Here is a 24,203-nt window from a genome sequence, read left to right on the forward strand (position 1 = left end):
TGCGTGGCTTTTTTATTTGCTTTTGTCTCGCTAAATAAACTTGAGAACAGATAAAAATGTCCTTAATTATTAGAAGAGTTAATTAAAAGGAGGGACGACATGTATCGTTATGTCAGTTCACCGCAAGCGTCGAGATACATCGTGCCACCACCTCAACATCGTGAATTGTCGAGTGTCGATGTTCCTGAGTCTGAATTGGAGATGCGAGAAATTCTAAATAATTGGTTTGCCGATGGTTTGGCTCCCATTATTCAAAGTGATGACGATTACATTGCGGCAAGCGACCAAGTTCGATTTGAGAAACTTAGCCGCACTGTTGGCATGTTATTGAGGAACAAAGACTATTACTTTGCCACTAAGCGTATCCTATCTTTGTGGGAACAAGATTGCCTTGAAACCACCTATGTTAATTACCTCATTCTACGCAGCGAAAGAGCCACTTCGTTAAGGTGATTAAACGCAGCCTGGGTTCGCTGACTATGATAGCTTGTTTTGAGCACTTATGATGACTCAAGTTTGCTAAGAAAGTAGGCAAACAAAAAGGGCAAGCTTTGAGGCTCACCCTTAAGGTTCTTTCTTTACTTAACGTTACAGTTTTTACTGACCGTTATTTTCACCTAATTCTATACAGGTGCGACTTAGACCCAGCCATCAAATTTCAGTCGTTTTTGAATTCTCTCGACCGCTTCTTTCTGCATTTGTCTAACTCGCTCATTAGACACATTCACATCCAACATTTGTCCAACCTCTGACAGTGTTTTCACCTTGTTATCGAAGAAACCAAAACGGTGAATAAGAACCTTCTGCAATTTAGGTGGCAGTGTGTTTATGATCTGCTCTAGCGCATGTGTAAATGATTGGTCTTCACAATCTTGTTGAGGATCGGGGATGTATTCACTTTCGCACTGATCCAATACGAGTGGTGCGTGGCTGATACCAACCGTCGTTGTTACGTCAATAAAACCGCTTAACGCAACCAGTTGATCGACACGTTCAGCTTTTACGCCTGAGCTATTCGATAATTCTGAGATCGAGATTTCTTTACGCATTTTTTTGCTTACATCGAGCTTCTTTGATGCAAGGCTATTAATTTCTTTGCACACATGAGCAGGTAAGCGAACGGTACGACCTTTATTCATTAAAGCCGCTTCAATATTTTCGCGAATCCACCACACAGCATAAGTCGAAAAACGATAGCCAGGTTCAGGGTCGTATTTATCGATGGCCTTGATTAAGCCAATGTTCCCTTCTTCGATAAGGTCGAGCAGTGTGAAGTTGTTGCCTTTGCGTTTTAGATAACTTTTTGCGATTTTTACAACGAGGCGTAGATTCGATTCGATCATGATGTCACGTGCTTGTTTGTCACCCGCACGATTCAACTTTGCGTAATACAATTCATCTTCACGCGATAACAGATCAATGCCCACGATATCCTTTAGATAGTGAGCGTAAGGTTCTGTAGCAGTAGTAAATGATTCTTTAATGGGAGTTTCATTCGTGAGCCCCTGAAACGCAGCAAAACTGTCATTGTTCATTTCCTTGTCCTTATCTAGCCGACTGAACGTTTTATTTATTTTATTATTATGTTACCAGGTGAATAACACTTGGTTTCACTAAAGTGTAGGTAACAGTTTCTTCTTTACCAATAAATAAAATGCAATTTCGTATGTTTATGTCACAAAAAATTCTACAAATATTTAACTGTTTTGCATCTCATCGACTGTGTCGGTTTTTCGTTCAAGACATGTATGTAGGTGGTCTATAAAGTGTTGCTATGTTTGAGTTTATCTAGATAAATACCATGAATTTATAGGTGTGGATTAGCTATAAAATTGAGAGAGAAAATGACAAGAGTCGAGGTTCAATGTTTCCAAGTACCTCAACTCCTTTGGCTACTAGGTTTCACCACGTAACTCTTAGTTCTATCGACTAATAAGTGCTGAGCACATCATCGATTTGTTGATTGATGATTTTTACTTCGCTGTAGATAACCGAAAGGTCATCCGTTTGAGGTGCTAGCTTATTGGATGTGTTTTGCTCGACTCTTTCTAAGGCCGCAGTAGCTGTTTCCTCGCCGAAGCTGGCTAATATGCCTTTTAATGTATGTACGATAAAATGAAGCTTGCCCCAATCTTGTTGCTGTACCAGTTCTTTTATCTCTTCTAATGAATTGCCATGGTCTTCTTGATACACAGACAATACAGCGAAGATTATTTCTCTGTCATTATCTAAGTAGGCATTTAAGGCATCGATATCTAGCATATAGACTCCTGTTGGCTGTATGTTGAAAATGGGCTAGGCGGCTTACTCGAAAAACCAGATCTTAATGAATCACTAATCCATTGATTCCATTTTGGAGGAAGTTCTAACTGTAAAATTTCTCTTAAATAGTCGTCGCTAAGTTTTTCATCTATATGAGCTTTATGAACGGCATACATATAGTCAAGTTTGGCGGCAACTGAATATGGGTAACTGTGAATATAGTCTTTTAATTCCTGTATTGACCCAAAGCTTTCAATGTTTATACAAGTTGAAGGGTCGACATTTTGGGACTCAAGTTTGTGGTTTACTGCTTCTCCACGAGATTTTAGACATTCCACTGCTAAGTGATAAAGAGAGTACTCCCCAAAATGGACGAGCAGTGGTAATAGTTGAGCGAGCAAGTAAGTTGGTTGGCTGTGGAAATTATTCGCTAACAGCGTTGAAGCTCTAATCACTTTTTTGTGGGCAACCTGAGGGCTATTTTCGATGAGCAAGATACTGCTCTGAAACAGGGCAAGGCTGGCTAAAACCTGCTGCTGTTGTTTTACCGGAAGTTTCAGGTTTACTAATTCGGTGAATTGGTTGGCGTGCTCAAGCAAAATACGTTTGTACTTTAGTTGCGTCTCGCGCTGATAAGTCGCTTTTAACGAATTAAAGTGCGCACAAATGGAGTGAATGACATCAATGTCAGCAGCTGAAATATGGGTCGCATACATCTCACCTAACTTTATGATCATACGTGTGTTGTCTGCGTTCTCAGCCAAGTCAATCGCCCTGATTGCACGATGGCTGATACTTGGTGTCATCTCAAATGCACGAATCGCTAATTTCAGAGCAGGAAGCAGCATCTTATGTTTTTCGTAGATACAGCTTAAGCAATCAATGACGCTCAATGAGAGTGGCTGCGCGATCAGAAAGTTGTGGAGCTTATCTATGGCTAGATCCTGTTTGCCTAAACTGTCGAGAATCAGAGCTTCAGCAACCAGTTTTGTCGGGTGCATGTTGGTTTTCGAGTTGTTAATGACGCTAGAGAGCAATTGCCAATTCTTACCTGAAATTAAATGTTCAATCAGTGTCGCTTCGAATTGAACGCTAGTGCCATTAGGCGAGACCGCTAATGCTTGAGCCAATTTATCCTGACTGGTGATTGGATATAACTCGTTTAGTTGTGTCAGCTTTTTCGAGACGGACACAGCACTTTGGATCTTTTTACCTAACCTCTGTGTATGAATCGGTTTGGAAACGAAATGGTGTGCCTCGCCTGACAGGGCAGTTAATACCGTTTCTTGACGCATATCCCCGGAGAGTAAAATTGTCGCAACCGTATGGTCGATGAGCCTATTTCGATACAGAATTCCTAATAGTTCAAAGCCCGTGAAGAATTGCTCTAGGTGGTAATCGATGAGGAGTACATGAAAAGAGTGAGTCTCGACCACTTTAATTGCTTGTCGATAGTCGGTCGCAATAAAGATGCAATCATGTGCAATGCCCAAGCTCGAGAGTTGCTGCTTTATAAGAATAGTTGCACTCTTGGAGTCGTCGACAATTAAAACTCGTAGGTCAGGTGGTAAGGTCAAATCCATTTTCCTCAATACCAAATGTTATTTTTAATTTAGGCGTCAAGTTGCACATTGTCAAGGTGCCAATATCACAGGCAAACACTCAATAAACTATTGGTAATTAAGGAGTATTCGATAACATTTATGAAAGACTTCAAACGCAGGTTACTTTTACCTGATTTTCGTTGGGCTATACGTGTTTTAGAAATAAAAAAGAGGCAAGCCGATAAGCTTACCTCTCAGTTTAATTGTTCGGTTTTTTATTCGAAATGTTGTTCTTTTCTTGAAGCTTTATTAAACAAAACTCTAGCGCTAATCACGCATATTTAGAATCAATACTGCAGCTAGAGCCAAGAACGCCGTCATCATTAAGAACACATCGTTGTAAGCCATGATAGCGGCGTCACGTTGCATTGTGCCAAGTAGGCTAGCTTGCGCTTGTTGCATCGCTGTCGCGGCATCACTTCCTGATTGAATAAAGAACGCTTGTTGATCTTTGAGCGTTTGCCAACCTAACTGACTCACTGAAGGTAGCGACTCTTTGATATGCGCCAAATGCTCGCGCGTTTTGTTATCTAGCAACGTAGCAATAATCGCGATACTAAAAGCACCCCCTAAGTTACGCATTACGTTGGTTAAGGTCGAAGCGTCAGGTGTGTCCATTTTGCTGATGTTTTTCATGGCAACCAAAGACAGCGGAACCATAATAAACGGGCTACCAATAGCACGCAGAACCATAGACAAGATCAACTGTTGGCCACCAAAATCAATCGTCATATGTGTATTCACGTAACAACTGAAGCCAAACATCGCGAAACCAAAGGTCACTAAGTACTTAGGCTTAATGATTTGCGTCAGCTTAGGAACGATTGGGAATATCAACAACTGTGGGAAACCCATCCACATCAAGACTTCACCAATTTCCATCGCGTTATATTGCTGAATTTGAGTGAGATACATCGGCAGAACATAAATAGAGCCGAGCAGCGCCATCCCTAGAATCAAATAGGCAATACAAGACATAGCAAACTGCCCATCCCGCAATAGCCGCAAATTCACCAGCGGCTTTTTGTGTTGGAGTTCGTTTATCACGAAGTAAACCAAACTCACTGCAGACACAATACTTAGGCCAATGATAAAGCTCGAACTGAACCACTCTTCACGGTTACCTTCTTCTAGTACCACTTCCAAACAACCGAGCCCTAACGCCATGGTCGCGATACCAAACCAGTCGGCTTTTTTCAGTGTGCCAAGGTCGAGCTTTTCATCATCCAAGCCATATCGGATCATGGTGATCACAAGCAAAGCAGGCGGAATATTGATATAGAAAATATAGTGCCATGAAAAGTTCTCCGTCAGCCAACCACCAAATGTTGGGCCGATCGATGGAGCAAAGGTCGCGGTTACGCCAAACAGTGCCATACCCACAGCACGTTTGTTAACAGGTAATAACTGAATCACTAACGAGAAAGCAAGCGGGATTAAAGCACCACCACTGAAGCCTTGCATCGCGCGGAATACAATCATCGAGGTCATGTTCCAAGAAAACGAACACAACAAAGATGAAATGGTGAAGATGGCCGTCGTCCACGTGATATAACGGCGTTTACCGAGCGCTTTAGAAAGCCAACCACTGAGTGGGATAGCGATCATCTCTGCGACTAGGTAAGACGTAGAGATCCACGAGCTTTCATCCAAGGTGGCAGACAGCGCACCTTGAATGTCTTTGAGAGACGAGTTGGTGATCTGAATATCCAAGATCGCCATAAACGCGCCGATTAAGCCGCCAAAAAGGGCGATCCAATGGCGTCTCGAAACCTCGTCATCATCATTTGTTTGGGTGACAACACCAGCGTTACTCATGGTCTAGCCTCGTTTATCGATGGTCGCTACCACAGACAAACCAGGGAGCAGTCGACCTTTCAACTCTTGCTGATCTGGAATCGTAATTTTCACCGGTACACGCTGAACGATTTTAGTGAAGTTACCGGTCGCGTTTTCTGGTGGTAGGAGCGCAAACTTAGCGCCAGTCGCAGGGGAGAAGCTGTCTACCACGCCTTCAAGTGGTTGACCCGGAAAGGCATCCAGTTCGACTTCTACGGTTTGGCCTTTATGAATACCGCTTAATTGAGTTTCTTTGAAGTTAGCTTCAATCCACACTTGGTTGTTTGGTACCAAACTCATCAATGGCGCGCCTGCTTGAATCAGCAAGCCTTCACGGACGCTACGTTTACCAATCACGCCATCCGCTGGCGCGTAAACCTTGGTGTAATCAAGGTTAAGTTGTGCTTGATCTCTTTGTGCTTGAGCTTCAGTCACGGATGCGTTTGCTTGTTCGATTTCACTCGCAATCACGATTAGTTGATCATTACTTGCGACAAGGTTTGCTTTTGCTTCTTCAAGTTCTGCTTGGGTGACTTTTTGTTGTGCGACCATGCTGTCGACTTCATCTTGCGAAGCATAGTTACGCTTTAATAAGCTACGAGAACGCACGACTTGTTGGATTGCACGCTCGTATTCAGCTTGTGCGGAATCAACACGGCTCTCAGCTTGATTTATTTTGCTACGTTGTAACGTTTGTTGAGCGATAAGGTTGTGTACGCTTGATTGAACGACGCTTAAATGCGCATTCGCCTGAGCAAGTGCTGACTGGTAATCACGGTCATCGATTTGAACCAATAAATCACCTTCTTTAACCGATTGGTTATCACTCACGTAAGACTTAACAATATAACCCGACACCTTCGGGCTTATATTAGTGATGTCGCCTTGTAGGTAGGCATTGTCGGTTGACTCGAAGTACTGGCCATAGCCATACCAATATCCAGCGCCAGCTAAGCCTAATGACAGCATGATCGCAGTAGCAATAAGCGGGGCTTTTTTACGTTTTTTTGTGCTTACTGATTGCGAAGCGTTGTTGTTCTCTGTCATTTTTTATTTCTCATTTTGTTTTTATTTAGATGTAACGAATTGTAAATGAATTCGATTGATTGATAAGATAGGAAAAAAGGGAAACACTGTTGCATGAATCTTACTAATAGGGCTTTGGGAGAAGTACGATGGACTTAAATGCTGTGACTGTTTTTACGCAAGTTGTTGATTGTGGTAGTTTTACGCATGCAGCTGAAGCATTGAATATGACCAAGTCGACTGTCAGCCGAAAGCTGGACGAGTTGGAACAGCATTTAGGTGTGAGATTGATCACTCGTTCGACACGAAGTTTAGTGTTAACACCGGAGGGCGAGCGTTTTTACCAATCGAGCATGCAGATGCAAGAGATTATGAACCAAGCTGAGTTAGAGGTTTCTGCCAATCAGGATTTGATCCGAGGGCAGTTGAATGTTGTGTTGCCTGTCGAATTGGGGCATCAAGTATTAGCCACATACATCCACAGTTTCCTAAAAGAGCACCCAAACGTGACTTTGAACTTAGAACTGTCGAATCGAGAAGTCGACATCATTGCGGAGGGGATCGATCTTTACGCACAAATTGGTGAGCTAGTGGACTCGAGCTTGGTTTCTCGTTACCTCACAACATCAAAGCGTGTATTGGTAGCCAGCCCTGAGTATTTAGAACAGTTCGGTGAAATCTCTTCACCCGATGACCTTAAGCCTCCATTTAGGATGATTGAGGTCGTGAACAAGGCGGCACGTCTACCTAAGTGGCATTTGCAATTAGAAGGCGGTGAGTCGATTTTGATCGATCTACCGTGTCAGTTGCGGGTGAATACCATCACGGCATGCCTAACAGCGTGTGTGGATGGGCTCGGCTTGGCGGTGCTTCCTGAATTCATTTGTCGGGAACACTTCAAGACAGGTAAGCTGATTCGCTTGTTACCTGAATATGAGATGCCAGAAGTTTCAGTAAGCCTAGTGTATGCAGACAGACAGTTGATGCCGAAACGTAAGAAGGTCTTTATCGACTATCTACTGACTGCTTTTCAAAATAGGAAGCACAAGTAACGGGCTGAACATTAGCGGTTAAATAAGTGCTTAAGCTTCCTATTATTCGTTTTTGTCTAAACCGTATCGAAGCTAACTATGATTGGGCTGCCAGTCGACGACTTGCCCATTCGCCAATATAGCTTTGACCGATAGGGCAGCAATATCGATACCGTTGTAACGAAATGCCTTGTTGGAGAAGTTGGCAATGATCTTACTTCCGTCACTGAACACGGCTTGTTGAACCTTGCCGCTATCGTCTAACCACAAGAAGTCGACTAATTGTTTATCCCATAGCTGCTCATGTATTGGCTCAAATCCATCTTGATAGTGCTTCAATGCCTCAAGCCTTGGGCTTGAGCTCGATAGCGCTTCATCTCGTGTTAAGTGAACCATAGCTGGCGTGTTGTAAAGCATGGCAGTCAAATCACGATGGGCTTTCACATTGGTGAATTTCAAGCTGTCTGAATGCCAGTGGTGGGTGTTAATCACTTCGTCATGAAATACGGTTTGGTATAGTGGAATTCGGTATTGAGGCGAAAACAGCAATGACTTGTAGGGGTCTTTGACCTTAGCTGACTTGAAGAAAAAGTCAGGTTTATGGTCTGGATACCAACGACCCAAGTAATAAGGTGATTGTAGGTCTTCTTTCATCTCTTTGTCTGACCAACCAAAGCCGACCGTTTCTAAGCCGTGTGCAAAAGCGATGCCTTTTGTCGTCAGGCTATTACCATCTTCAGAACCAAGCACCAAATCGGGTTGATCGCTTAACCACTGCATTCGGTTATTGAAGGCAGAAAGCATATCCGTCTCACTGCTATTATCGCTGTAGTCCTCACGCGCCATCGCAGTCGCATCAACATCTAGGAACAGGCTATTGAAGTGACCAAAACGCATGATGTCTACGGCGCGCTGTTTTACATAATCCAAATGGCAATTCGGGTTCAAGTAAAAACCGTTTCCTCGAAACCCTTTTTTTAGGCTGCCATCCGCCATTTCAATCGCACAACTTTCACGCATCGGTTTTGGTAATTGGGCGGTTAGCCAGTTGTCATTGAGCTTCGCAGGGATGGCTGTGTTGTAGGAGTCATAGGTTCCAACCAGATAACCAGATTGCTTAGCCAGTTCTACTGCATTCGGTTGATAGAATGCTGGCATCCAGTTATCAAAACCTAACCAAAGCTTATTCAAGCCCGCTTTGTTTAGATTGTTGACCATGCCTGATGACAAGGCTTGCCCCCAAGTATCCGGATCATTGAGATAAGAGGACGCATGCTTAATCAACCAGCTTTTCTTGCTTTGAGCTGAGGTGTGTTGGGCTTTAATGGTGTTATCAGCAAGTGTTGGCGTTGCAACAGGATACAAGCTTTGTAATGACTGGCTAATAGAGTCTAGCAGCAGCTGTTTGTGATACTGGCTAAACCAATCTTTGCCTTTAGACAGAGGGGATAACTCTCGCTTCGCTTCACTTGAAATGTCTAATTGAGAGTCTTCTAGATACCAGGCTTTTAATCCCCACCAATCGCTCACATCTTGGATACTTAAAGCATCTTTACCAAACAAGTAGACGTGGCTTGCGCCGATTAGCTTATTTACATCTGGGTTACGCTTTTGCTTTTCGACAAGCGATTCAGAGAGACCATTCTCAATACGCCAATCACGGTATTGTTTGGCGCCATCTAACCAAGAGTCTCCAAGTGTTATGCGAACCGTAAAGGGCTGTGATTGATTCAACGTTGTAAATTGGTGCGAAGCGCTCATATCAATATTGGTCTTCTTATCAGAGGACGTATCCGACGATACATCAGAAAAGAACAATTGGTTGTTTGTCGGATTCATCATCTGATAACTGATGAGTTGATCATCCTGTTGTATCGTCCAAAATGGCATTTTTAAGTCTTGAGTGGTGTTACTTCCTGAATGGTTTTCGATTAGGTAATTGGCCCACTGCTTATTGTTGGTAGGAACGCGCATACCCTCACTAAAGGGCAGAAATAGAGTCTGAGTTTGTTGTTCTGCTAGGTCAAACCAAACGAGTTCAATGGGTTGGTTTCGTTTTATTTGTGTGTTTTCAGGTAAGGTGAATTGGACAAGAAGATTATGTTCCTTCAACTCAGCTTCAACATTGATTCCACTCGGCATGAGTGTCCAAGATGCCTTGGTTTTTGAGTCTATGACTAGGTGAGTAACTTTTTGAGGTTGACGATCAACGGTCAAAGCAGTGCTATTAACACTTAAGCCATTCCAATCTATCGCTAATGTTTTTGTTGAAATCGACACTATGTGACTAGCGTTACTGTTACTGACGTGGCTTTTGTTGGTAAGAGTGACTTGATTATCTTGTGCGTTTGCCGAGAGCGCACAAGTCGTGAATAGAGCTGCAATAGCAAAAGACGTAAAATTAAGTTGATGACGAACGTTGACCATATCTAGATTCCGTAAAGGGTAAGTACGGTCATTACACCCAAATCGCGTTGGTGTTTTGTCACCTATATGTCTCTATTTTTTCCCTTAGGTGTTTAATGCCATTGTATAGCGAGCTTAACTTAGAAAGGCATCGCGACACGCTGTACATATTGGATTTCAATCGCACCTTGGTATTCAAACATTTCAACCGATGCACTCAAGTGTTTAGCTTCAGATCCGATTGGGCTTTCTGTGGGAAGAGATGCTTGCGTTGTTTTGATTGGCACCTTGAAACCTAGCATATCGTAGTTTTCGTCAAACCACTGCCAACTGACATTGGCGTCTGGGCAGCTGTCGATTATCTCAGGCGGTGTTACCACAATGTGAGGGTCGTTGAGTTTGCTTTCGAGTGTTAGCCAACGCTTGTTGTCGTCTAAAGCAACAATAATAGGGTAGTTGTTCGAACCTATCGTTAACTGATAAACACCCGATTCCGGTTTGATGAACATCTCACTGGTTTCAATCTCTTGATATTCGACATCAGAATTGAGTTGTCCTTCGATAACCACTTTTCTTTCTGGTGAAATCAAAGAGATGCTTCGTATTTGATCTTCTACTGCTTCATTCAACTGTTCTGCAGACACTTTAATCTGATAGCCTTGTGATGAAAGACCGTGGCGCTTGATGAAGCTGACTTGAATGTGGTTGTTGGGTGTAGCACTTTGTTCAAGAGTGCTTCCACATTGAGTCCGACTCAGGATCTCTTGTTTAACGGGTAGCCAAAGTTGGCTATTAAGCTCTGCCTGATCAAGCGCGATTTGCAGTTCTTGCCATGCCACTTGCGGTTGTTCATCGAGCAGTGATTGATAGGTGTGTTGCAATGGCGTGTCTGTAAACCAAGCCGCATTACACGCAAAGGGCATTGTAAAGGGTAATGTGCAGAACAGTGCTGTTAGAGAGTTTACTTTCATTGTGATTCCCCAGCCAAACGATAACCAACTCCACGATGCGTTTCTAGTTTCAGCGTTGGAAGCTTTTGACGTAAACGCAGTATGTGGTTATCAACGGTTCTTGTGCTTGGGAAGGCTTGATAACCCCAAATTTTATTGAGCAACTCATCTCGATGAAACACACGACTTTGGTTCTGAATAAACAGTACCAATAGCTGAAACTCTTTAGGTTTCAACGTGATTGGACTTTCAGCCAGATAAGCTATCCGTTCCGACAAGTTGATTTGGATATTTGCGTAATCTAAGTGGCTAACACCTAACGGGCGAAGCTGCGTAATGACTCTAGCAAGCAATTCATCGTTCGAAAATGGCTTAGTCACGTAATCTTTGGCACCTGCCATTAAACCTTCAACACGTTGTTGAACTTCAACTTTGGCGGTCAACACAATTACAGGAAGGGCTTTGATCAGTAACCAATTAGGCAAGTGTCGCAAGCTGTCGCCGTCTTCAAGTTGGCGATCAAGCACTACGAGATCGGCTCGTAACCACAGCTTACTGGCACTCTGAGCATCTTGCACCCAAAGGCATTGGTAACCATTGGATTCAAAGAAGCTGACGAGGCCTTGCCCAAGCAGTTGGTCGTCTTCAATCAGCAGTAGGGTGTTCATAAGCGATTTCCAAAATACATCGGGTTGGATTACGGAGAATGATGAGACGGCCATTCGCTTGTTTCATCAAGTGTTCGACAATAGTCAGGCCAATGCCCATATTATCTTGTTTGTGATTGCCGCACGGTGTTGTTCTTGAAATAAGTCGTTGTATCAAAGAGGGAAAGTGACCCTCATCTTGTACCTCTATTCTCAGTTTATCTGCGAGGATGACTTTAACTAAAACCTTACCTTGTCCGTGCTGCTTAGCATTCTTGATTAAGTTATCAAAACAGATAGTCAGCCAGTAATAAGGCAGGTTAAGTTCAACATCTCTTGCTTCACACTGATAAGCAATATTGTGCTTTTCGCAGACATGGTCGAGCCACTCTTCCAATGATGCGTTTTGCTTCAACAAAGGTTCAGACTGATCCGAACTTAGATACACTTTGCTGTTTTCGGTGAGCTGAGAAAGCCTTTGATAGTCTGAGATTAAACGCCAAACTGCCCCTTGGGTCTCATCGGGAAAATCATCGTAGCGGTTTCTGAACATTTCAACGGTTAGACCTAGGCTAGTAATTGGCGTGCGCAGTTCATGAGTAAGAAGCTGTAAAACGAACTGCCTCTCTTTTCGTTGTTTTGTTCTTAGGTATAAGACTCTGCCGAGTCCGGAAATCAACGTTAACAGCAATGTAAAGATCAAGGTTTTCATGATCAGATTGTCATTGCTAGGCTCGCTTAAGCACACGTTGCTGTAACGAAAAGTACAGGTTTCACCCGTCAAAGATACCTCTTGTCGCTCTGCAATAGGTTGCCAAACATTTAAGGGAATGGCTTTCCAGCCTTGTTCGCCAATTAACCAAAGCACATCATCTTGTTGCCAAGCACGGTATCCACTGAGCAGTGCTTCTCTGCCTTGTGCGCTTAGGTTTTCTAGCTTGTTATATAAAGGGTGCTGAGGGTTGGTAAGACTCAAAAATGGGCGTATCTGCTCGGTCACATCTGGGTAAGCGGCTAAATAACGATCAGCAAAGCTGCCGCCGGCAGGGTGACGTTTGGAGTGTGCTGCAAACCAAATGGAATCCAATGCTTGTTGCTGACACAGAGCGAGCTCGAACTCGATGGCGTCATGTAATGAAGGGTTTTTGTTTTCAATTGCTCGGCAGTGATCGTGTATTGACGCTAACGCTGCGATGTCGTCCCAACTGAAACGGTTGAAATCAGGATAGCGGCTACGTTCATGAAGCAGAACTTTCGGATACTGAGCCAACTCTTGTTGAGATACTAGGATTGGGGATGATTGCCAGCTCAGTTGATACAGGGTTTGCCACTTGTCTTGCAAACTTTGGGCATTGGCTAGAGTTGGGAGCCAAAAGATCAAGCAAAGGGCTAAGGTAAACCTGCGCATCCAATCATTCTCGTTAAAAGTCGTGGGGCGAGTCTAAAGAGTTTTGGACGTGATTTGTAACCTGAATGTCAACAAGTGTTCCTTTAACAACAAATTGTCGAGTGGGTCATGTTTTATAAGAATAAGTTAAAAATACAGTAAGTATCATTTTAATGGATTAAACTAGATAATTGTGTACTTATTGTCATTATTAAGCGGATGGAGGGGACTATACTGGGCTCATACCTAATCAGAGGAACCATCATGAAACTCATCATCAAATCAGTATTGGCACTTAGTATCTTAACAGCGGGCTCGGCTCAGGCATTCGAATTAATCAGCAACGATATTCAAGAAGGTCACCCAATGGCGAAGACCTTTGAATACTCAAGTTGGGGTTGTGACGGCGGTAACCTATCACCACAATTGATGTGGAAAGATGCTCCAGCAGGAACCAAAAGCTTTGCAGTCACGGCTTATGATCCAGACGCTCCGACTGAAAGTGGTTTCTGGCACTGGGTCGCGTTTGATATTCCAGCAACAGTGAGCGACCTACCTCGCGGTGTCGATATCTCTAAAGTGGGTGGCAAAGAAGGCCGAATCGATTATGGAACGGTAGGTTTCGGTGGCGCTTGCCCTCCAGAAAAAGATGGTATGCACCGTTATCAATTCACGGTTTGGGCATTACCAACGGACAAACTTAACCTAGACGAAAACACGCCGTCGGCAGTGGTTGGATTCACGTTGAACAGCATGGCTTTAGACAAAGCGAAACTGACGGCAACTTATACACGCTAATAGCTTATGTACGTTAAAAGCTTATACACGTACATAATAAGCAAATAAGCAAATAAGCAAATAAGGGGATGAGATGAATCATCAATATCAAGTGACGATCTTTCGTGCAGAGCAGTTACAAAAACTGCGTAATGTGAGGATTCTATCCCCTAGTATTATTCAGATCATTACAGGCAGCAAGCGCCTGTTTTGGAAAGACTCAGCGGCAGAACTCTCGCATTCTGAGCTGCTGTTGTGTGAGGCATCAGCGTCATTGAGTTTTGAGAACATGCCCCACAAAGGGCGTTTCCTTTCGCGTGTATTCAGTTTTCATTTCCAACCGACGCAAGCAATGCTCGATCTGAGTGAGGATCGAGCAATTGAACTGGATTTACCCACCGTGGAGGCAGATCGAGGTTTGCAAGATTCTCTCAATGCGTTGTTTTCGTTTGATCGTCAGAGCATGAGTGAACAAACCCAACAATTTTGGTTGCAGGGTTTGTATCAGCAATTAGTCGAGAAGGGCGTGTTGCATCGATTGTTTGTCAGTGCCAACGTCTCTTTTAGCCAAAAGCTCAGCCATTACCTTTCACATTCACCAGATGAGAAGCATCCGTTAGAGTCGGTAGCAGAGCGCTTTGCGATGAGTCGCGCCACGCTTATCCGCAAATTGAAACTTGAAGGCATGCAATATCGAGAGGTTTTGGCTGAAGTGCGCTTGAGTCATGCACTTTATCTGATGCAAAACGGACAGCAGAATGTGGCGATATTGGCCCAGTCTTGCGGTTACCAATCGGAAGGACGTTTTAGTCAGCGCTTTAAAGGAAAATTTGGTTTATCGCCTAGTGAATACATCAAGACAGTGGTCAGCAATTAAGTCGTAAGACGTATCGAGAAAAGTAAGCCTAGTTAATTACAGGTCATTGAATAATTAAATGAATACCGTTTTAATAGGCTCAAAACCAAATGTTTGTACGAGCGCAGATTGCTGTGTACCAGAGATGATGGCGCTATACCAGAGAAGGTCACCCATGACTGAATTGAACGCCAAAAGTGAATTAAATATAGACAAGCTCACCAACGATTTCCCGTTGTTAAAACAACTTATAGCGCTAGAAGAAGTGAGTTGGTTTAACCCAAACATCACGACGTTAGAACAGGGTTTACCTTATGTGGGGTTAAGCGAAGAGGACATTCAAGGTGCAAGCCTGCGATTACAAAGGTTTGCCCCTTATCTGGCGAAGGCATTCCCTGAAACACAAGTGACCGATGGCATCATCGAGTCTGAGCTTATTGATATACCATCAATGAAATTAGTCTTAGAAGCGCATTATAAGCAGCCTATCAAAGGACGTTTGATGATGAAAAAAGACAGTCACTTGCCGATTTCAGGTTCAATCAAAGCCCGTGGTGGTATTTATGAAGTACTAACGCATGCCGAGAAGCTTGCCATTGAAGCTGGGTTACTGTGTGAGAGCGATGACTACAGTAAGTTACTCGAACCTGAATTTCGTGACTTCTTTAAACAATACAGTATTGCGGTAGGGTCTACGGGTAACTTAGGCATGTCGATTGGCATAATGAGTGCCAAGTTAGGCTTTACAGTGTCGGTTCACATGTCTGCTGATGCGAGAGCGTGGAAGAAAAACAAACTGCGTGAGCATGGTGTCAATGTGGTCGAATATGAGCAAGATTATGGCGTTGCAGTAGAGCAAGGTCGCAAAGAAGCGGAACAAGACCCGAGTTGTTTCTTCATTGATGATGAAAACTCGCAAACTCTATTTCTTGGTTATTCTGTAGCTGGAGAAAGGCTTAAGCAGCAATTTGATCAGCAACAGATTGTTGTCGACAAAGAACACCCATTATTCGTTTACTTGCCATGTGGTGTGGGTGGCGGCCCCGGTGGTGTCGCATTTGGCTTGAAGATGGCCTTTGGTGACCATGTACACTGTATTTTTGCTGAGCCGACCCATTCACCTTGTATGTTATTGGGTGTCCATACCGGCTTGCATGACGAAATCGCAGTCCAAGATCTCGGTATTGATAATCTAACCGCAGCAGACGGGCTTGCAGTTGGCCGTGCTTCTGGTTTTGTTGGTCGAGCTATGGAACGTTTACTAGACGGCTATTACACGTTAACCGACGAACGTATGTATCAATTGTTAGGTGAACTGAACCAAGTGGAGGGTATTCAATTGGAGCCTTCAGCACTCGCGGGTATGCCGGGCGTGATTCATGTTGAACAGAATAGAGAATACCTTGCTCGTCTAGAAATTGATGAGTCGACTCTAGCGAATACAACACACCTTGTGTGGGCGACTGGTGGAGGCATGGTGCCAGAAGAAGAAATGTCCGCTTACTTGGCGAAGTCATCGGTTTAACCCTAAAGCTTTTAAAGGCTAGCTGTTTGTAGATGCTTAGCTGTTACAAATATAAGCATTTAAAAAGATAAGTCATGATAGAAGAGTGTTGTTTATCGGTTGAACGCACTCTTTTTTACTCCTAAATCCAGTCGTTATTCAAACAATAAGTTGCGCAGATCGTTATCTCAAACACATATTTTATAAATTAGGCTTCATAGGTGTTCTAACTATCAGTTTGGTTGAGTGGCATTCAATTTGATAGGGATAGAGTGATGCAAGCAGATAAAACGATTCAATCTAATAAAGAAGTAGAAACGCTACAGCCAAATACACTAAGTCCAAATACGCCAGAAAAACTCTTACAGCGTTTAGATGCGATTGGGGAGTCTTTGGAAGCATCGGGTAAGGCTTATGCTTTACTGGGATTGGGCTCGGTAGGTATTGAAACAGAACGACTTGATCAGTATTCAGATGTCGATTTTTTCGCGATAGTACAAACGGGGCATAAGCAGTATTTCTTAGACAGCTTGCATTGGCTCTCAGACATTCACCCAATCGACTACGCGGTGAGAAATACCGTCGATGGCTATAAAGTCCTGTACGCTGACGGAATCTTTTGCGAATTTGCGGTGTTTGAATCCCACGAGTTAGCGCATATTCCATTTGCTGAAGGGCGCATTGTTTGGCAGCAACCTGAATTTGATACTCAGTGCTGTATCCCACCACAAAAAAGGGCGGCAGAAGCTAATTCGCAAGAGTGGATCATTGGTGAGGCTCTAACTAATCTTTATGTGGGTATGTCTCGTTATAATCGAGGCGAAAAGCTGTCGGGCAGTCGGTTCGTTCAATCTTACGCACTTGATCGTTTGATCGATCTTGTGGATCAAACTGAGCATTCTGAGCCTGAATTCGTTGATGAATTTATGTCGGATAGAAGGCTAGAAGCACGCTTTCCTAAGTTTGCTCAATTGCTACCAACCTTTACCCAAGGTTACGAGCGCACGGCTGAATCGGCACTTGCCCAACTAGCGTTCCTCAACACCCACTTCACAGTTAATCAAGCCATGTGTGACCGAATCACTGAACTGTGTTCCAGTAAAGATTAAGCCTATAACCTGTTAATCTTAAGACCTATTTTCTTGGTGCGCGTAAATAACAGTTGTCGCTCGTCTGTATTGTTGATAGGTTTTAACCATGAAATTTAATTCTGCTTCAACTTCAACTTCAATTTTCTTTTGGTGGTGCTCTCAATAGAGCAGCACGGAATACTCACATTCTTTAGCTGCTGGACGGTAGCTAAGAATGTCATCAAAAATGTCGCCTCTTTTTATCTCCAGTAGCCTTTTTAACTTGGAGATACACCATGAATACCAACTCAAACAGCCATACCGACAGCAATAATATTGGCAGTAAGAACAATACCAACAAGCCTGAAATCATTCTGACTGGCGATAGAGCTACTGGGCCTTTGCATTTGGGTCATTACGTCGGTTCACTTAAACAAAGAGTCTCTTTGCAGCATATTCACGACCAAACGATATTGGTCGCTGACATGCAAGGGCTTACCGACAACGCCCATAATCCTTCGAAGGTTTCTTCCAACATTCTTAATGTGGTCGCTGATTATCTTGCGGTGGGTATTGACCCGACCAAGACCACGATTTGTCTGCAATCACAGTTGCCGGTGTTAGCTGAGCTCACCATGTTCTACAGCAATCTTGTTTCTATCGCTCGCTTAGAACGGAATCCAACGGTCAAAAGCGAAATTCAGAACAAAGAGTTTGGACGTTCAATTCCAGCAGGCTTCCTCACTTATCCCATCTCTCAGGCGGCAGACATCACCGCTTTCAACGCGACTTTAGTGCCTGTCGGTGATGATCAACTGCCGATGTTAGAACAAACCAATGAGATTGTAAGAAAGGTTAACTCGCTCGCTGGCAAACCAATCTTGAATGAATGCAGACCGCTTCTCAGTAATGCATCTCGTCTGCCTAGTACTGATGGTAAAAGTAAGATGTCTAAATCGATGGGCAACGCCATTAATTTGGGTGCAACAGAGAAAGAGATCAGAGCTGCAGTCAAATCCATGTATACCGATCCAAATCATCTACGAATTGAAGAGCCAGGCAAGGTAGAAGGCAATATCGTGTTCACTTATCTTGATGCTTTTCACACAGACGCTAACTATGTCAGTCAACTAAAAGAGCATTACCAAAGAGGTGGGCTAGGCGATGGACAAACTAAGAAAGTGTTGGAAGAGTGCTTACAAGAGATGCTTCGTCCTATTCGTGAAAGAAGAGCTGAGCTGTTGGATGACAAAGCGCAGCTCATCGCCATTTTGCGAAATGGTAGCGAAGTCTCTAGAGAAAGAACGCAAAAGGTATTGTTCGATGTTAAAGGCGTCTTTGGTCTGAATATTATCTAGCGCTGGCTACGTGTAAATAAAGTCAATTAATTTGAATGCTGATTACGATTGATTTATAAAATGGATTTTGTGAATGGAAATGAGGTTGTATGGCAACGCATGATTTCACACTCCAGCTTTCAAGTTATGGTAATTAAATGAAAATTAACGTTTTACTCTCTGTTTTATTTTCGGCTTTGGTTTCAATGTCTGGCTGTTCAGATGTGGTCAGCGATGAGTACTCGACTTATGCGCAAGCCAAACAAGAGCGATTGTTTGACAGGGGATGGTTACCCGACATTCTGCCTAAATCTACCGTGAAGATTGAAGTGAAAAATGATTTGGATGCGAATACTTCAGAAGGAAGCTTTATCATTAACGAGCCAGCATTGTCTGAATTTATTGGGAAGTTAAAACCGACTGAATCAGCCAACCAATTTCAGTTTGTGGATGGCGAGAATGTTTGGGTGTTCAAGATTGGTGATGATAGTGTAGTTTCCTACACGCTCAGTAAGCGCGAAGGCTAAGTTCAGTAATTCCAACCTACATTTCTGTTATGAGTTATGTGGGTTGTCGAATGACATTGTTCACCTAACTGTGCCTAGTCACCGCCAATAAGCCCTTATCACTCTTAGTTACAGGAAGGTAATTATGGAAATCAGTCATTTAGATCATTTGGTATTAACCGTGACAGATTTACAAGTTACGGTCGACTTTTACCAACAGGTACTTGGAATGAAGCCTATCGAATTTGGCGAGGGCAGGTTGGCGTTGTCATTTGGGACGCAGAAGATCAATTTACACCTCAGTGGTAGCGAGTTCGAGCCAAAGGCAAGGCGTGTGCAGGTCGGTAGTGCGGACCTCTGCTTTATTACCAACACGTCAATTGCTGAAGTCGCCGAACATATCCAAGCGCAAGGCGTCGTGATAGAAGAGGGACCAGTACAGCGAACCGGTGCGACGGGAAAAATTGTCTCTGTTTATATTCGAGATCCTGATGGCAACCTGATTGAAGTCTCGAATTATTAGTTTTAGACCTACAATCGTACGCTTTTCTTTACTCTTCAAGTACATGACATTTCACTTTTACGCTGCTTGGTGCTGGATGTCGTCAACCAAATAAATTACAATCGACGATGTTTTATTAATTCGTGCTTTATCACTATGATGAGAAACTTACTCATATTCATCGTTAGCCTGTTTTTCTTAACAGCTTGCTCTTCAACGAGTAATCATCAGCTAGACGACAATACATTGAGCAACGAAGACGCAATGTCGAAAAGCTTGGAAGAAGAGAGCAATATCGATGTTGCAATTGATACAAGTGCTGCGACCAACGTTGAATCTTCCCATGAATCGTTCGTTAATCATCAACCAATAACTGATCATGAATCAAACTCAAACCTTGATTCAAATAGTGACACGATAACTCACGCCAATGCAGAGCCAGAATCAGTGGAACCTTCTCAAGTAGCAGCGACAGATACAACTCAAAGCGATGCTAAGAGTGGCGGTGAAAAAGGTATCGGAAGCTATTTTATTCGTCATAACCAACCGACTAAGACCGTGATTAAATCACTAGAGGGCGTGACAGATGCATTAAACGTCATGACGTTTGGAATATTTGCCACCGGTAACGGTTAAATCGTTAACCTAGAACGACAACCGAATAGATAGAATGAAACGTGAAGGCGAGCCAGATGGTTCGCCTTTTTTGATCTTCAAAATCTGGCCACCGTTCTAACTAAGAATCGTGCTCACTTATCTGAGCGCTGAGTCAGGCGACGGTTAACGAAAATAGGAAATTATTAGTTCTGGAAGGGACTCGCCGAATTTACCCTGTTTGACTTGTTATATGCATCAAGGGTTCTAATACTCATCCCAAAGTAAGCAATGAAATCTAATCTTACAAAGACAAGTCTTATATTCACTTACGAGCATAGTAAGATGTTTGCTGTTAAGTCGGTTTAGGTTTAGTTATCAATATTCTAGGGAAGAAAAATGAAGAATAAGAGTGTGTTTTTAAGCGTCGCGGTGGTGATGTTATCTGCTCAAGCAAATGCATCTGACACCAACCATGAGTCTGTATCAGATGGTGTTATCGCAGAACAAAGAGCGAAGCTTTCTGAAAACACCCAAGGGCAAGGTTTTGGCCCGCAAGCCCCACGAGATTTGGGTTCATTGAAAGGAACAAATACCAGACTGTTTTCGGATGCCCCTGATTCAACAGCAATGAACTTATGTAATATTCACTTCCATAAAAACGCTGAGCACAAAGGCGGCGAATTTACTCAATACGCTGGCAATGGTGATGGAAAGGGCTTCCAGAGTGGTTTTAAATACACAGGTAAGTTGAGTTCAGCTGAGCTGAAACCATTTGAGGGCAAGGTTTGTCCGAGCGATCATGGTTCTTTGCATTCGGGCGACACCATTGAAGTTCACTATGTTTATTCAACGGCGCAAGTTGAACCGGGTGAAACACTGGGCGCTTGTTTTAACGATGCAATTACCAACCCGCAACTGCGTGTAGAAACCCAAGTTTACGTATTAGTAAATGATGACAAAGCACTCGATTTCGAAGCATTGGCGAAACACTCTAAAGTGGATGGTTTGCACCAAGCAACCAACATTCCACAAGATACTGGCTCAGCGATTCAATACGCAGGTTCTACAACGGGTCCTGGTTACAATGAGCAAGGTTCACCTTTCCAAGTAACATGGAGCGTTCGTCCACAAGTGGCGAAAGTAAACATCGCGACAGTGGGGAGTTGGTGTGAAGGTAATGACTTCAACGAAGATCATGCACACGGTGTGAGAAACATAGTCGTAAACCCTGAATTGTTGTCACCAATATTGAATTAATCTTGTTACGTTGATTTTCGATCATTGTTTCGAAGGCAGGCCTCTAGGTTCGCCTTTTTTGTGTCTTAACGAAAAACAATTTGGTGATTGGTTTAAGTTGAAGTTTATGTCTGGGGTTAAGGCTAGGCTTAGGCGTAGTGGGGAAATTACGTGTGACACTTATTCAAAACATGAGTTGTGTTAAACGCGCTTAGTCAAAAACGTTCTTTACCCGAATCGAAGCTTCATGATACGTTCATGATCAATTATGTTGGGTTATAGATAAGGACAGTCTAATGTCACTAGAAGGTGCGATTACATTCTTTATTGCCATGTTTATATTTGGTATTACTCCGGGGCCTGGCGTATTTGCCATTTTAGCTCGAGGCATGGTTAATGGTTGGCGAAAGTGCATCACTCTCTCGTTAGGGATGATATGCAGTGATCTTATCTATCTTGCACTTGCCTGTTTCGGTCTAGCAACGATCGCCGAGAATTGGTCGATTGCGTTTGAGGTGATTCGCTACGTCGGTGCAGCTTATTTGATTTACTTGGGCTACAAGATGTTTAAGAGCCTGCCTGAAGTGCAAGGCTCAGCGGAACTTGCGGCCAAACAGAGTCAGAAATCCGAACTCGCGAGTTTCGCGCAAGGCTTTTTGATTTCAGCTTCAAACCCTAAAGTGATTCTGTTTTATATTTCGTTCTTGCCGACTTTCATTGATCTGACTATTTTACGCTCACAAGATATCGTATTGGTTTCCGCGTTAGCATCTGTCGCTCTAATGTCTGGTTTAATGCTTATCGCTGTAGGAGCGGGCAGAATGGCAGGTTTGTTGAAAACGCCACGCGCACATAAAAGGTTAAACCAAAGTGCTGGTGGAATAATGATTGCGGCTGGCTCATATTTGGCGATAAACAGATAAACAGATAAACAGATAAACAGATAAACACAGTTCAATTTAAATAGAAAAAGCGCATTATTGCCTTGTGGCAGTAACGCGCTTTTTTGTATTTACTTTCAGGTGCGGTATTCGCTTACTAGAGCAGTGTTATCGAATTGCTGCGTTAATTGAAGGCAGTAAATCACGCTTCTTAATTACGTATCGCAAGCGAATTAACATCAGCGTAGCAGAGATACTTAAGCCCGTAAGAATACCAATCCAAAATCCTTCTTCACCCATTGCTGGAACAATGTGGTCTGTTAACCCGAGCACCATGCCGAGTGGCAGTGCCAAGCCCCAGTATGAAGCGATGGCTAACATCATCGGGATCTTAGTATCTTTATAGCCACGCAGTGCGCCGTTAGCAGAGGTTTGCAGAGCATCACTGAATTGATACATAGCAGTAAAGGTCAACAATACCGCTGCTGTCGCACTTATTGCAGGGTCGTTAGTGTAGAGCCTAATGATCCACTCAGGGAATAACAGGAACACCGCAACCGAAAGCAACGATATGAACGCTGCAACTAAGATACCGACTTTACTGCGCTCAATTGCGGCTAGTTCGTCTTTCTCACCCAAAGCGTGACCAACACGAATCGTAATACCAAACGAGATACTCATCGGAATCACGTAAGTCAGGCTCGAAATGTTAAGTGCAATTTGCGCGGCTGCCACGTTCTCTGCACCAATACGACCAATCATCAACGCGATAACCGCAAAGATACTGCCGCACACCGCGATGTTCATGCCGATAGGTAAACCTAATCTTAGAAGGTGAAGCATCTCTTTTGCTTTTGGCTTCGCATCTGAAAAGTTGATGATGGTCTTGTAGTGGTGATGACCTTTAATGTAGGAATACAGCATTCCCGACATTAGCCAATACACTAAGCTAGTCGCCCAGCCACAGCCTACAGCGCCCATTTCAGGGAAGCCAAACTTGCCGTAGATAAGCACGTAGTTGACCGGAATATTCACCAACAAACCAACCACCGAAATGATCATCGGTACTTTGGTGTTGTTCATACCCTCACAAAAGCCATTCAAGGTATAAAACAGGGCAATACCCGGCACACCGAAGGCTAGGGCAAACGCATAGTCGCTACCAATTGGAATGATCTCAGAGGCAACCCCAATCCATTCTAAGATCGGTTTCGCACTCACTAAGTAAGCAATGAGTAATACGCTAGCAATTAATGCCAACCAAACCATTTGGAAGAACTCAACAGAGATATTTTGAAAGTCACGTGCGCCGCGGTGGTAAGCAACAACAGGCGTTAGCGCCATAATCACGCCACGTAGTAGCAGCAATACAGGAATCCAAAGGCTAGTACCGAGTGCAATAGCGGCGAGGTCGGCAGGGCTTACTTGGCCAGCCATTGTCGTATCGACAAATCCCATCGCTTGGGTCGCTATTTGAGTCAAAATGATGGGAACCGAAAGATGCATAAGCGCACCCGATTCACGAGTAAAAGGAAGAAGTTTCGTTAGCATGGAAGTTCACAACACCAATATAAATACACGAATGATGACAGGATGGCCGGTGTGCATTTTAGGATGTGCCCCGTTGGGCGGGCGACAATATAAACACCTTACCGTATAGGGTCAAGCATTGGATTTACAGGGGCTAATTTGCTCTGGAGGAGCGCCAGATTTGCATGGTGTTAGATACTTGATCTGCTCCAGTCAGACTGGACACTTAGCTAAGCGACATTTCGCTTTTCAAAG

At 43.5% G+C, this 24,203-nt stretch carries 22 protein-coding genes; 12 read left to right on the plus strand and 10 right to left on the minus strand.

Going from position 1 to position 24,203, the window contains the following annotated elements:
• Window positions 1-99 precede the first annotated feature (99 nt).
• A complete protein-coding gene (locus ACED28_RS12035; RefSeq protein WP_371709931.1) occupies window positions 100-453 on the plus strand; it encodes a hypothetical protein in 354 nt (117 codons plus the stop codon).
• Between the two features lie 185 nt (window positions 454-638).
• Here the strand turns inward: ACED28_RS12035 and ACED28_RS12040 are convergent, their stop codons facing one another.
• The 5 genes from ACED28_RS12040 to ACED28_RS12060 form a co-directional block, all read right to left on the minus strand.
• Window positions 639-1,535, minus strand: a complete 897-nt coding sequence (locus tag ACED28_RS12040) for an RNA polymerase sigma factor RpoD/SigA (protein ID WP_012600730.1) — start codon at window positions 1,533-1,535, stop codon at window positions 639-641.
• Between the two features lie 394 nt (window positions 1,536-1,929).
• Entirely contained in the window at window positions 1,930-2,262 is a 333-nt protein-coding gene (locus tag ACED28_RS12045; protein WP_371709932.1) for an Hpt domain-containing protein, read from the minus strand.
• On the minus strand, window positions 2,256-3,845 hold the full coding sequence (locus ACED28_RS12050) for a response regulator (protein ID WP_371709933.1): 1,590 nt from the start codon (window positions 3,843-3,845) through the stop codon (window positions 2,256-2,258). Before ACED28_RS12050 ends, ACED28_RS12045 begins: the two co-directional genes overlap by 7 nt.
• Before the next feature lie 288 nt (window positions 3,846-4,133).
• Window positions 4,134-5,684 (minus strand): DHA2 family efflux MFS transporter permease subunit, encoded by a 1,551-nt coding sequence (locus ACED28_RS12055; RefSeq protein WP_371709934.1) that lies wholly within the window; start codon window positions 5,682-5,684, stop codon window positions 4,134-4,136.
• 3 nt (window positions 5,685-5,687) lie between these two features.
• On the minus strand, window positions 5,688-6,752 hold the full coding sequence (locus ACED28_RS12060) for an HlyD family secretion protein (RefSeq protein ID WP_371709935.1): 1,065 nt from the start codon (window positions 6,750-6,752) through the stop codon (window positions 5,688-5,690).
• A 128-nt stretch (window positions 6,753-6,880) separates the two neighbouring features.
• On the opposite strand from ACED28_RS12060, the gene ACED28_RS12065 reads away from it, so the two are divergent.
• Complete coding sequence (locus ACED28_RS12065; protein WP_017097897.1) at window positions 6,881-7,783, plus strand: LysR family transcriptional regulator; 903 nt, start codon at window positions 6,881-6,883, stop codon at window positions 7,781-7,783.
• Between the two features lie 72 nt (window positions 7,784-7,855).
• Here the strand turns inward: ACED28_RS12065 and ACED28_RS12070 are convergent, their stop codons facing one another.
• The 4 genes from ACED28_RS12070 to ACED28_RS12085 form a co-directional block, all read right to left on the minus strand.
• The gene (locus ACED28_RS12070) at window positions 7,856-10,189 is read right to left on the minus strand and encodes a glycoside hydrolase (protein ID WP_371709936.1); all 2,334 of its coding nucleotides are present in this window, start codon (window positions 10,187-10,189) and stop codon (window positions 7,856-7,858) included.
• 119 nt (window positions 10,190-10,308) lie between these two features.
• The gene (locus ACED28_RS12075; protein ID WP_371709937.1) at window positions 10,309-11,139 is read right to left on the minus strand and encodes a DUF2861 family protein; all 831 of its coding nucleotides are present in this window, start codon (window positions 11,137-11,139) and stop codon (window positions 10,309-10,311) included.
• Complete coding sequence (locus tag ACED28_RS12080; RefSeq protein WP_371709938.1) at window positions 11,136-11,786, minus strand: response regulator transcription factor; 651 nt, start codon at window positions 11,784-11,786, stop codon at window positions 11,136-11,138. The genes ACED28_RS12075 and ACED28_RS12080 overlap by 4 nt, the downstream gene beginning before the upstream one ends.
• Entirely contained in the window at window positions 11,764-13,173 is a 1,410-nt protein-coding gene (locus ACED28_RS12085; protein WP_371709939.1) for a DUF3404 domain-containing protein, read from the minus strand. Before ACED28_RS12085 ends, ACED28_RS12080 begins: the two co-directional genes overlap by 23 nt.
• Window positions 13,174-13,416: 243 nt before the next feature.
• Between ACED28_RS12085 and ACED28_RS12090 the strand changes: the two genes are divergently transcribed.
• The 10 genes from ACED28_RS12090 to ACED28_RS12135 all read left to right on the plus strand — a co-directional run bounded on the left by ACED28_RS12090 (window position 13,417) and on the right by ACED28_RS12135 (window position 22,460).
• The gene (locus ACED28_RS12090; RefSeq protein WP_371709940.1) at window positions 13,417-13,950 is read left to right on the plus strand and encodes a YbhB/YbcL family Raf kinase inhibitor-like protein; all 534 of its coding nucleotides are present in this window, start codon (window positions 13,417-13,419) and stop codon (window positions 13,948-13,950) included.
• Between the two features lie 73 nt (window positions 13,951-14,023).
• A complete protein-coding gene (locus ACED28_RS12095) occupies window positions 14,024-14,806 on the plus strand; it encodes a helix-turn-helix transcriptional regulator (protein WP_371709941.1) in 783 nt (260 codons plus the stop codon).
• A gap of 154 nt (window positions 14,807-14,960) precedes the next feature.
• The gene (locus ACED28_RS12100; protein WP_371709942.1) at window positions 14,961-16,310 is read left to right on the plus strand and encodes a D-serine ammonia-lyase; all 1,350 of its coding nucleotides are present in this window, start codon (window positions 14,961-14,963) and stop codon (window positions 16,308-16,310) included.
• A 254-nt stretch (window positions 16,311-16,564) separates the two neighbouring features.
• A complete protein-coding gene (locus ACED28_RS12105) occupies window positions 16,565-17,398 on the plus strand; it encodes a hypothetical protein (RefSeq protein WP_371709943.1) in 834 nt (277 codons plus the stop codon).
• A gap of 257 nt (window positions 17,399-17,655) precedes the next feature.
• On the plus strand, window positions 17,656-18,717 hold the full coding sequence (gene trpS, locus ACED28_RS12110) for a tryptophan--tRNA ligase (protein ID WP_371709944.1): 1,062 nt from the start codon (window positions 17,656-17,658) through the stop codon (window positions 18,715-18,717).
• A 137-nt stretch (window positions 18,718-18,854) separates the two neighbouring features.
• Complete coding sequence (locus ACED28_RS12115) at window positions 18,855-19,223, plus strand: hypothetical protein (RefSeq protein WP_371709946.1); 369 nt, start codon at window positions 18,855-18,857, stop codon at window positions 19,221-19,223.
• Window positions 19,224-19,347: 124 nt separating this feature from the next.
• The gene (locus ACED28_RS12120; protein ID WP_371709947.1) at window positions 19,348-19,725 is read left to right on the plus strand and encodes a VOC family protein; all 378 of its coding nucleotides are present in this window, start codon (window positions 19,348-19,350) and stop codon (window positions 19,723-19,725) included.
• 135 nt (window positions 19,726-19,860) lie between these two features.
• The gene (locus ACED28_RS12125) at window positions 19,861-20,340 is read left to right on the plus strand and encodes a hypothetical protein (RefSeq protein ID WP_371709948.1); all 480 of its coding nucleotides are present in this window, start codon (window positions 19,861-19,863) and stop codon (window positions 20,338-20,340) included.
• 357 nt (window positions 20,341-20,697) lie between these two features.
• A complete protein-coding gene (locus ACED28_RS12130) occupies window positions 20,698-21,558 on the plus strand; it encodes a delta-class carbonic anhydrase (RefSeq protein WP_371709949.1) in 861 nt (286 codons plus the stop codon).
• A gap of 275 nt (window positions 21,559-21,833) precedes the next feature.
• Window positions 21,834-22,460, plus strand: coding sequence for a LysE family translocator (locus ACED28_RS12135; protein WP_108149641.1), 627 nt, complete (start codon window positions 21,834-21,836; stop codon window positions 22,458-22,460).
• Between the two features lie 126 nt (window positions 22,461-22,586).
• Here the strand turns inward: ACED28_RS12135 and ACED28_RS12140 are convergent, their stop codons facing one another.
• On the minus strand, window positions 22,587-23,969 hold the full coding sequence (locus ACED28_RS12140) for an MATE family efflux transporter (RefSeq protein WP_371709950.1): 1,383 nt from the start codon (window positions 23,967-23,969) through the stop codon (window positions 22,587-22,589).
• Window positions 23,970-24,203: the final 234 nt, after the last annotated feature.

Source organism: Vibrio sp. 1F253, from assembly GCF_041439295.1.
Lineage (GTDB): Bacteria > Pseudomonadota > Gammaproteobacteria > Enterobacterales > Vibrionaceae > Vibrio > Vibrio tasmaniensis_A.

Bases quoted from the DNA above. Each gene is read 5' to 3' on its own strand.
- ACED28_RS12055 (WP_371709934.1), bottom strand. From the start codon at position 5,684: ATGAGTAACGCTGGTGTTGTCACCCAAACAAATGATGATGACGAGGTT.
- ACED28_RS12050 (WP_371709933.1), bottom strand. From the start codon at position 3,845: ATGGATTTGACCTTACCACCTGACCTACGAGTTTTAATTGTCGACGAC.
- ACED28_RS12085 (WP_371709939.1), bottom strand. From the start codon at position 13,173: ATGCGCAGGTTTACCTTAGCCCTTTGCTTGATCTTTTGGCTCCCAACT.
- ACED28_RS12120 (WP_371709947.1), top strand. From the start codon at position 19,348: ATGGAAATCAGTCATTTAGATCATTTGGTATTAACCGTGACAGATTTA.
- ACED28_RS12060 (WP_371709935.1), bottom strand. From the start codon at position 6,752: ATGACAGAGAACAACAACGCTTCGCAATCAGTAAGCACAAAAAAACGT.
- ACED28_RS12105 (WP_371709943.1), top strand. From the start codon at position 16,565: ATGCAAGCAGATAAAACGATTCAATCTAATAAAGAAGTAGAAACGCTA.
- ACED28_RS12135 (WP_108149641.1), top strand. From the start codon at position 21,834: ATGTCACTAGAAGGTGCGATTACATTCTTTATTGCCATGTTTATATTT.
- ACED28_RS12065 (WP_017097897.1), top strand. From the start codon at position 6,881: ATGGACTTAAATGCTGTGACTGTTTTTACGCAAGTTGTTGATTGTGGT.
- ACED28_RS12115 (WP_371709946.1), top strand. From the start codon at position 18,855: ATGAAAATTAACGTTTTACTCTCTGTTTTATTTTCGGCTTTGGTTTCA.
- ACED28_RS12040 (WP_012600730.1), bottom strand. From the start codon at position 1,535: ATGAACAATGACAGTTTTGCTGCGTTTCAGGGGCTCACGAATGAAACT.
- ACED28_RS12045 (WP_371709932.1), bottom strand. From the start codon at position 2,262: ATGCTAGATATCGATGCCTTAAATGCCTACTTAGATAATGACAGAGAA.
- ACED28_RS12035 (WP_371709931.1), top strand. From the start codon at position 100: ATGTATCGTTATGTCAGTTCACCGCAAGCGTCGAGATACATCGTGCCA.
- ACED28_RS12095 (WP_371709941.1), top strand. From the start codon at position 14,024: ATGAATCATCAATATCAAGTGACGATCTTTCGTGCAGAGCAGTTACAA.
- trpS (WP_371709944.1), top strand. From the start codon at position 17,656: ATGAATACCAACTCAAACAGCCATACCGACAGCAATAATATTGGCAGT.
- ACED28_RS12125 (WP_371709948.1), top strand. From the start codon at position 19,861: ATGATGAGAAACTTACTCATATTCATCGTTAGCCTGTTTTTCTTAACA.
- ACED28_RS12130 (WP_371709949.1), top strand. From the start codon at position 20,698: ATGAAGAATAAGAGTGTGTTTTTAAGCGTCGCGGTGGTGATGTTATCT.
- ACED28_RS12090 (WP_371709940.1), top strand. From the start codon at position 13,417: ATGAAACTCATCATCAAATCAGTATTGGCACTTAGTATCTTAACAGCG.
- ACED28_RS12070 (WP_371709936.1), bottom strand. From the start codon at position 10,189: ATGGTCAACGTTCGTCATCAACTTAATTTTACGTCTTTTGCTATTGCA.
- ACED28_RS12080 (WP_371709938.1), bottom strand. From the start codon at position 11,786: ATGAACACCCTACTGCTGATTGAAGACGACCAACTGCTTGGGCAAGGC.
- ACED28_RS12075 (WP_371709937.1), bottom strand. From the start codon at position 11,139: ATGAAAGTAAACTCTCTAACAGCACTGTTCTGCACATTACCCTTTACA.
- ACED28_RS12140 (WP_371709950.1), bottom strand. From the start codon at position 23,969: ATGCTAACGAAACTTCTTCCTTTTACTCGTGAATCGGGTGCGCTTATG.
- ACED28_RS12100 (WP_371709942.1), top strand. From the start codon at position 14,961: ATGACTGAATTGAACGCCAAAAGTGAATTAAATATAGACAAGCTCACC.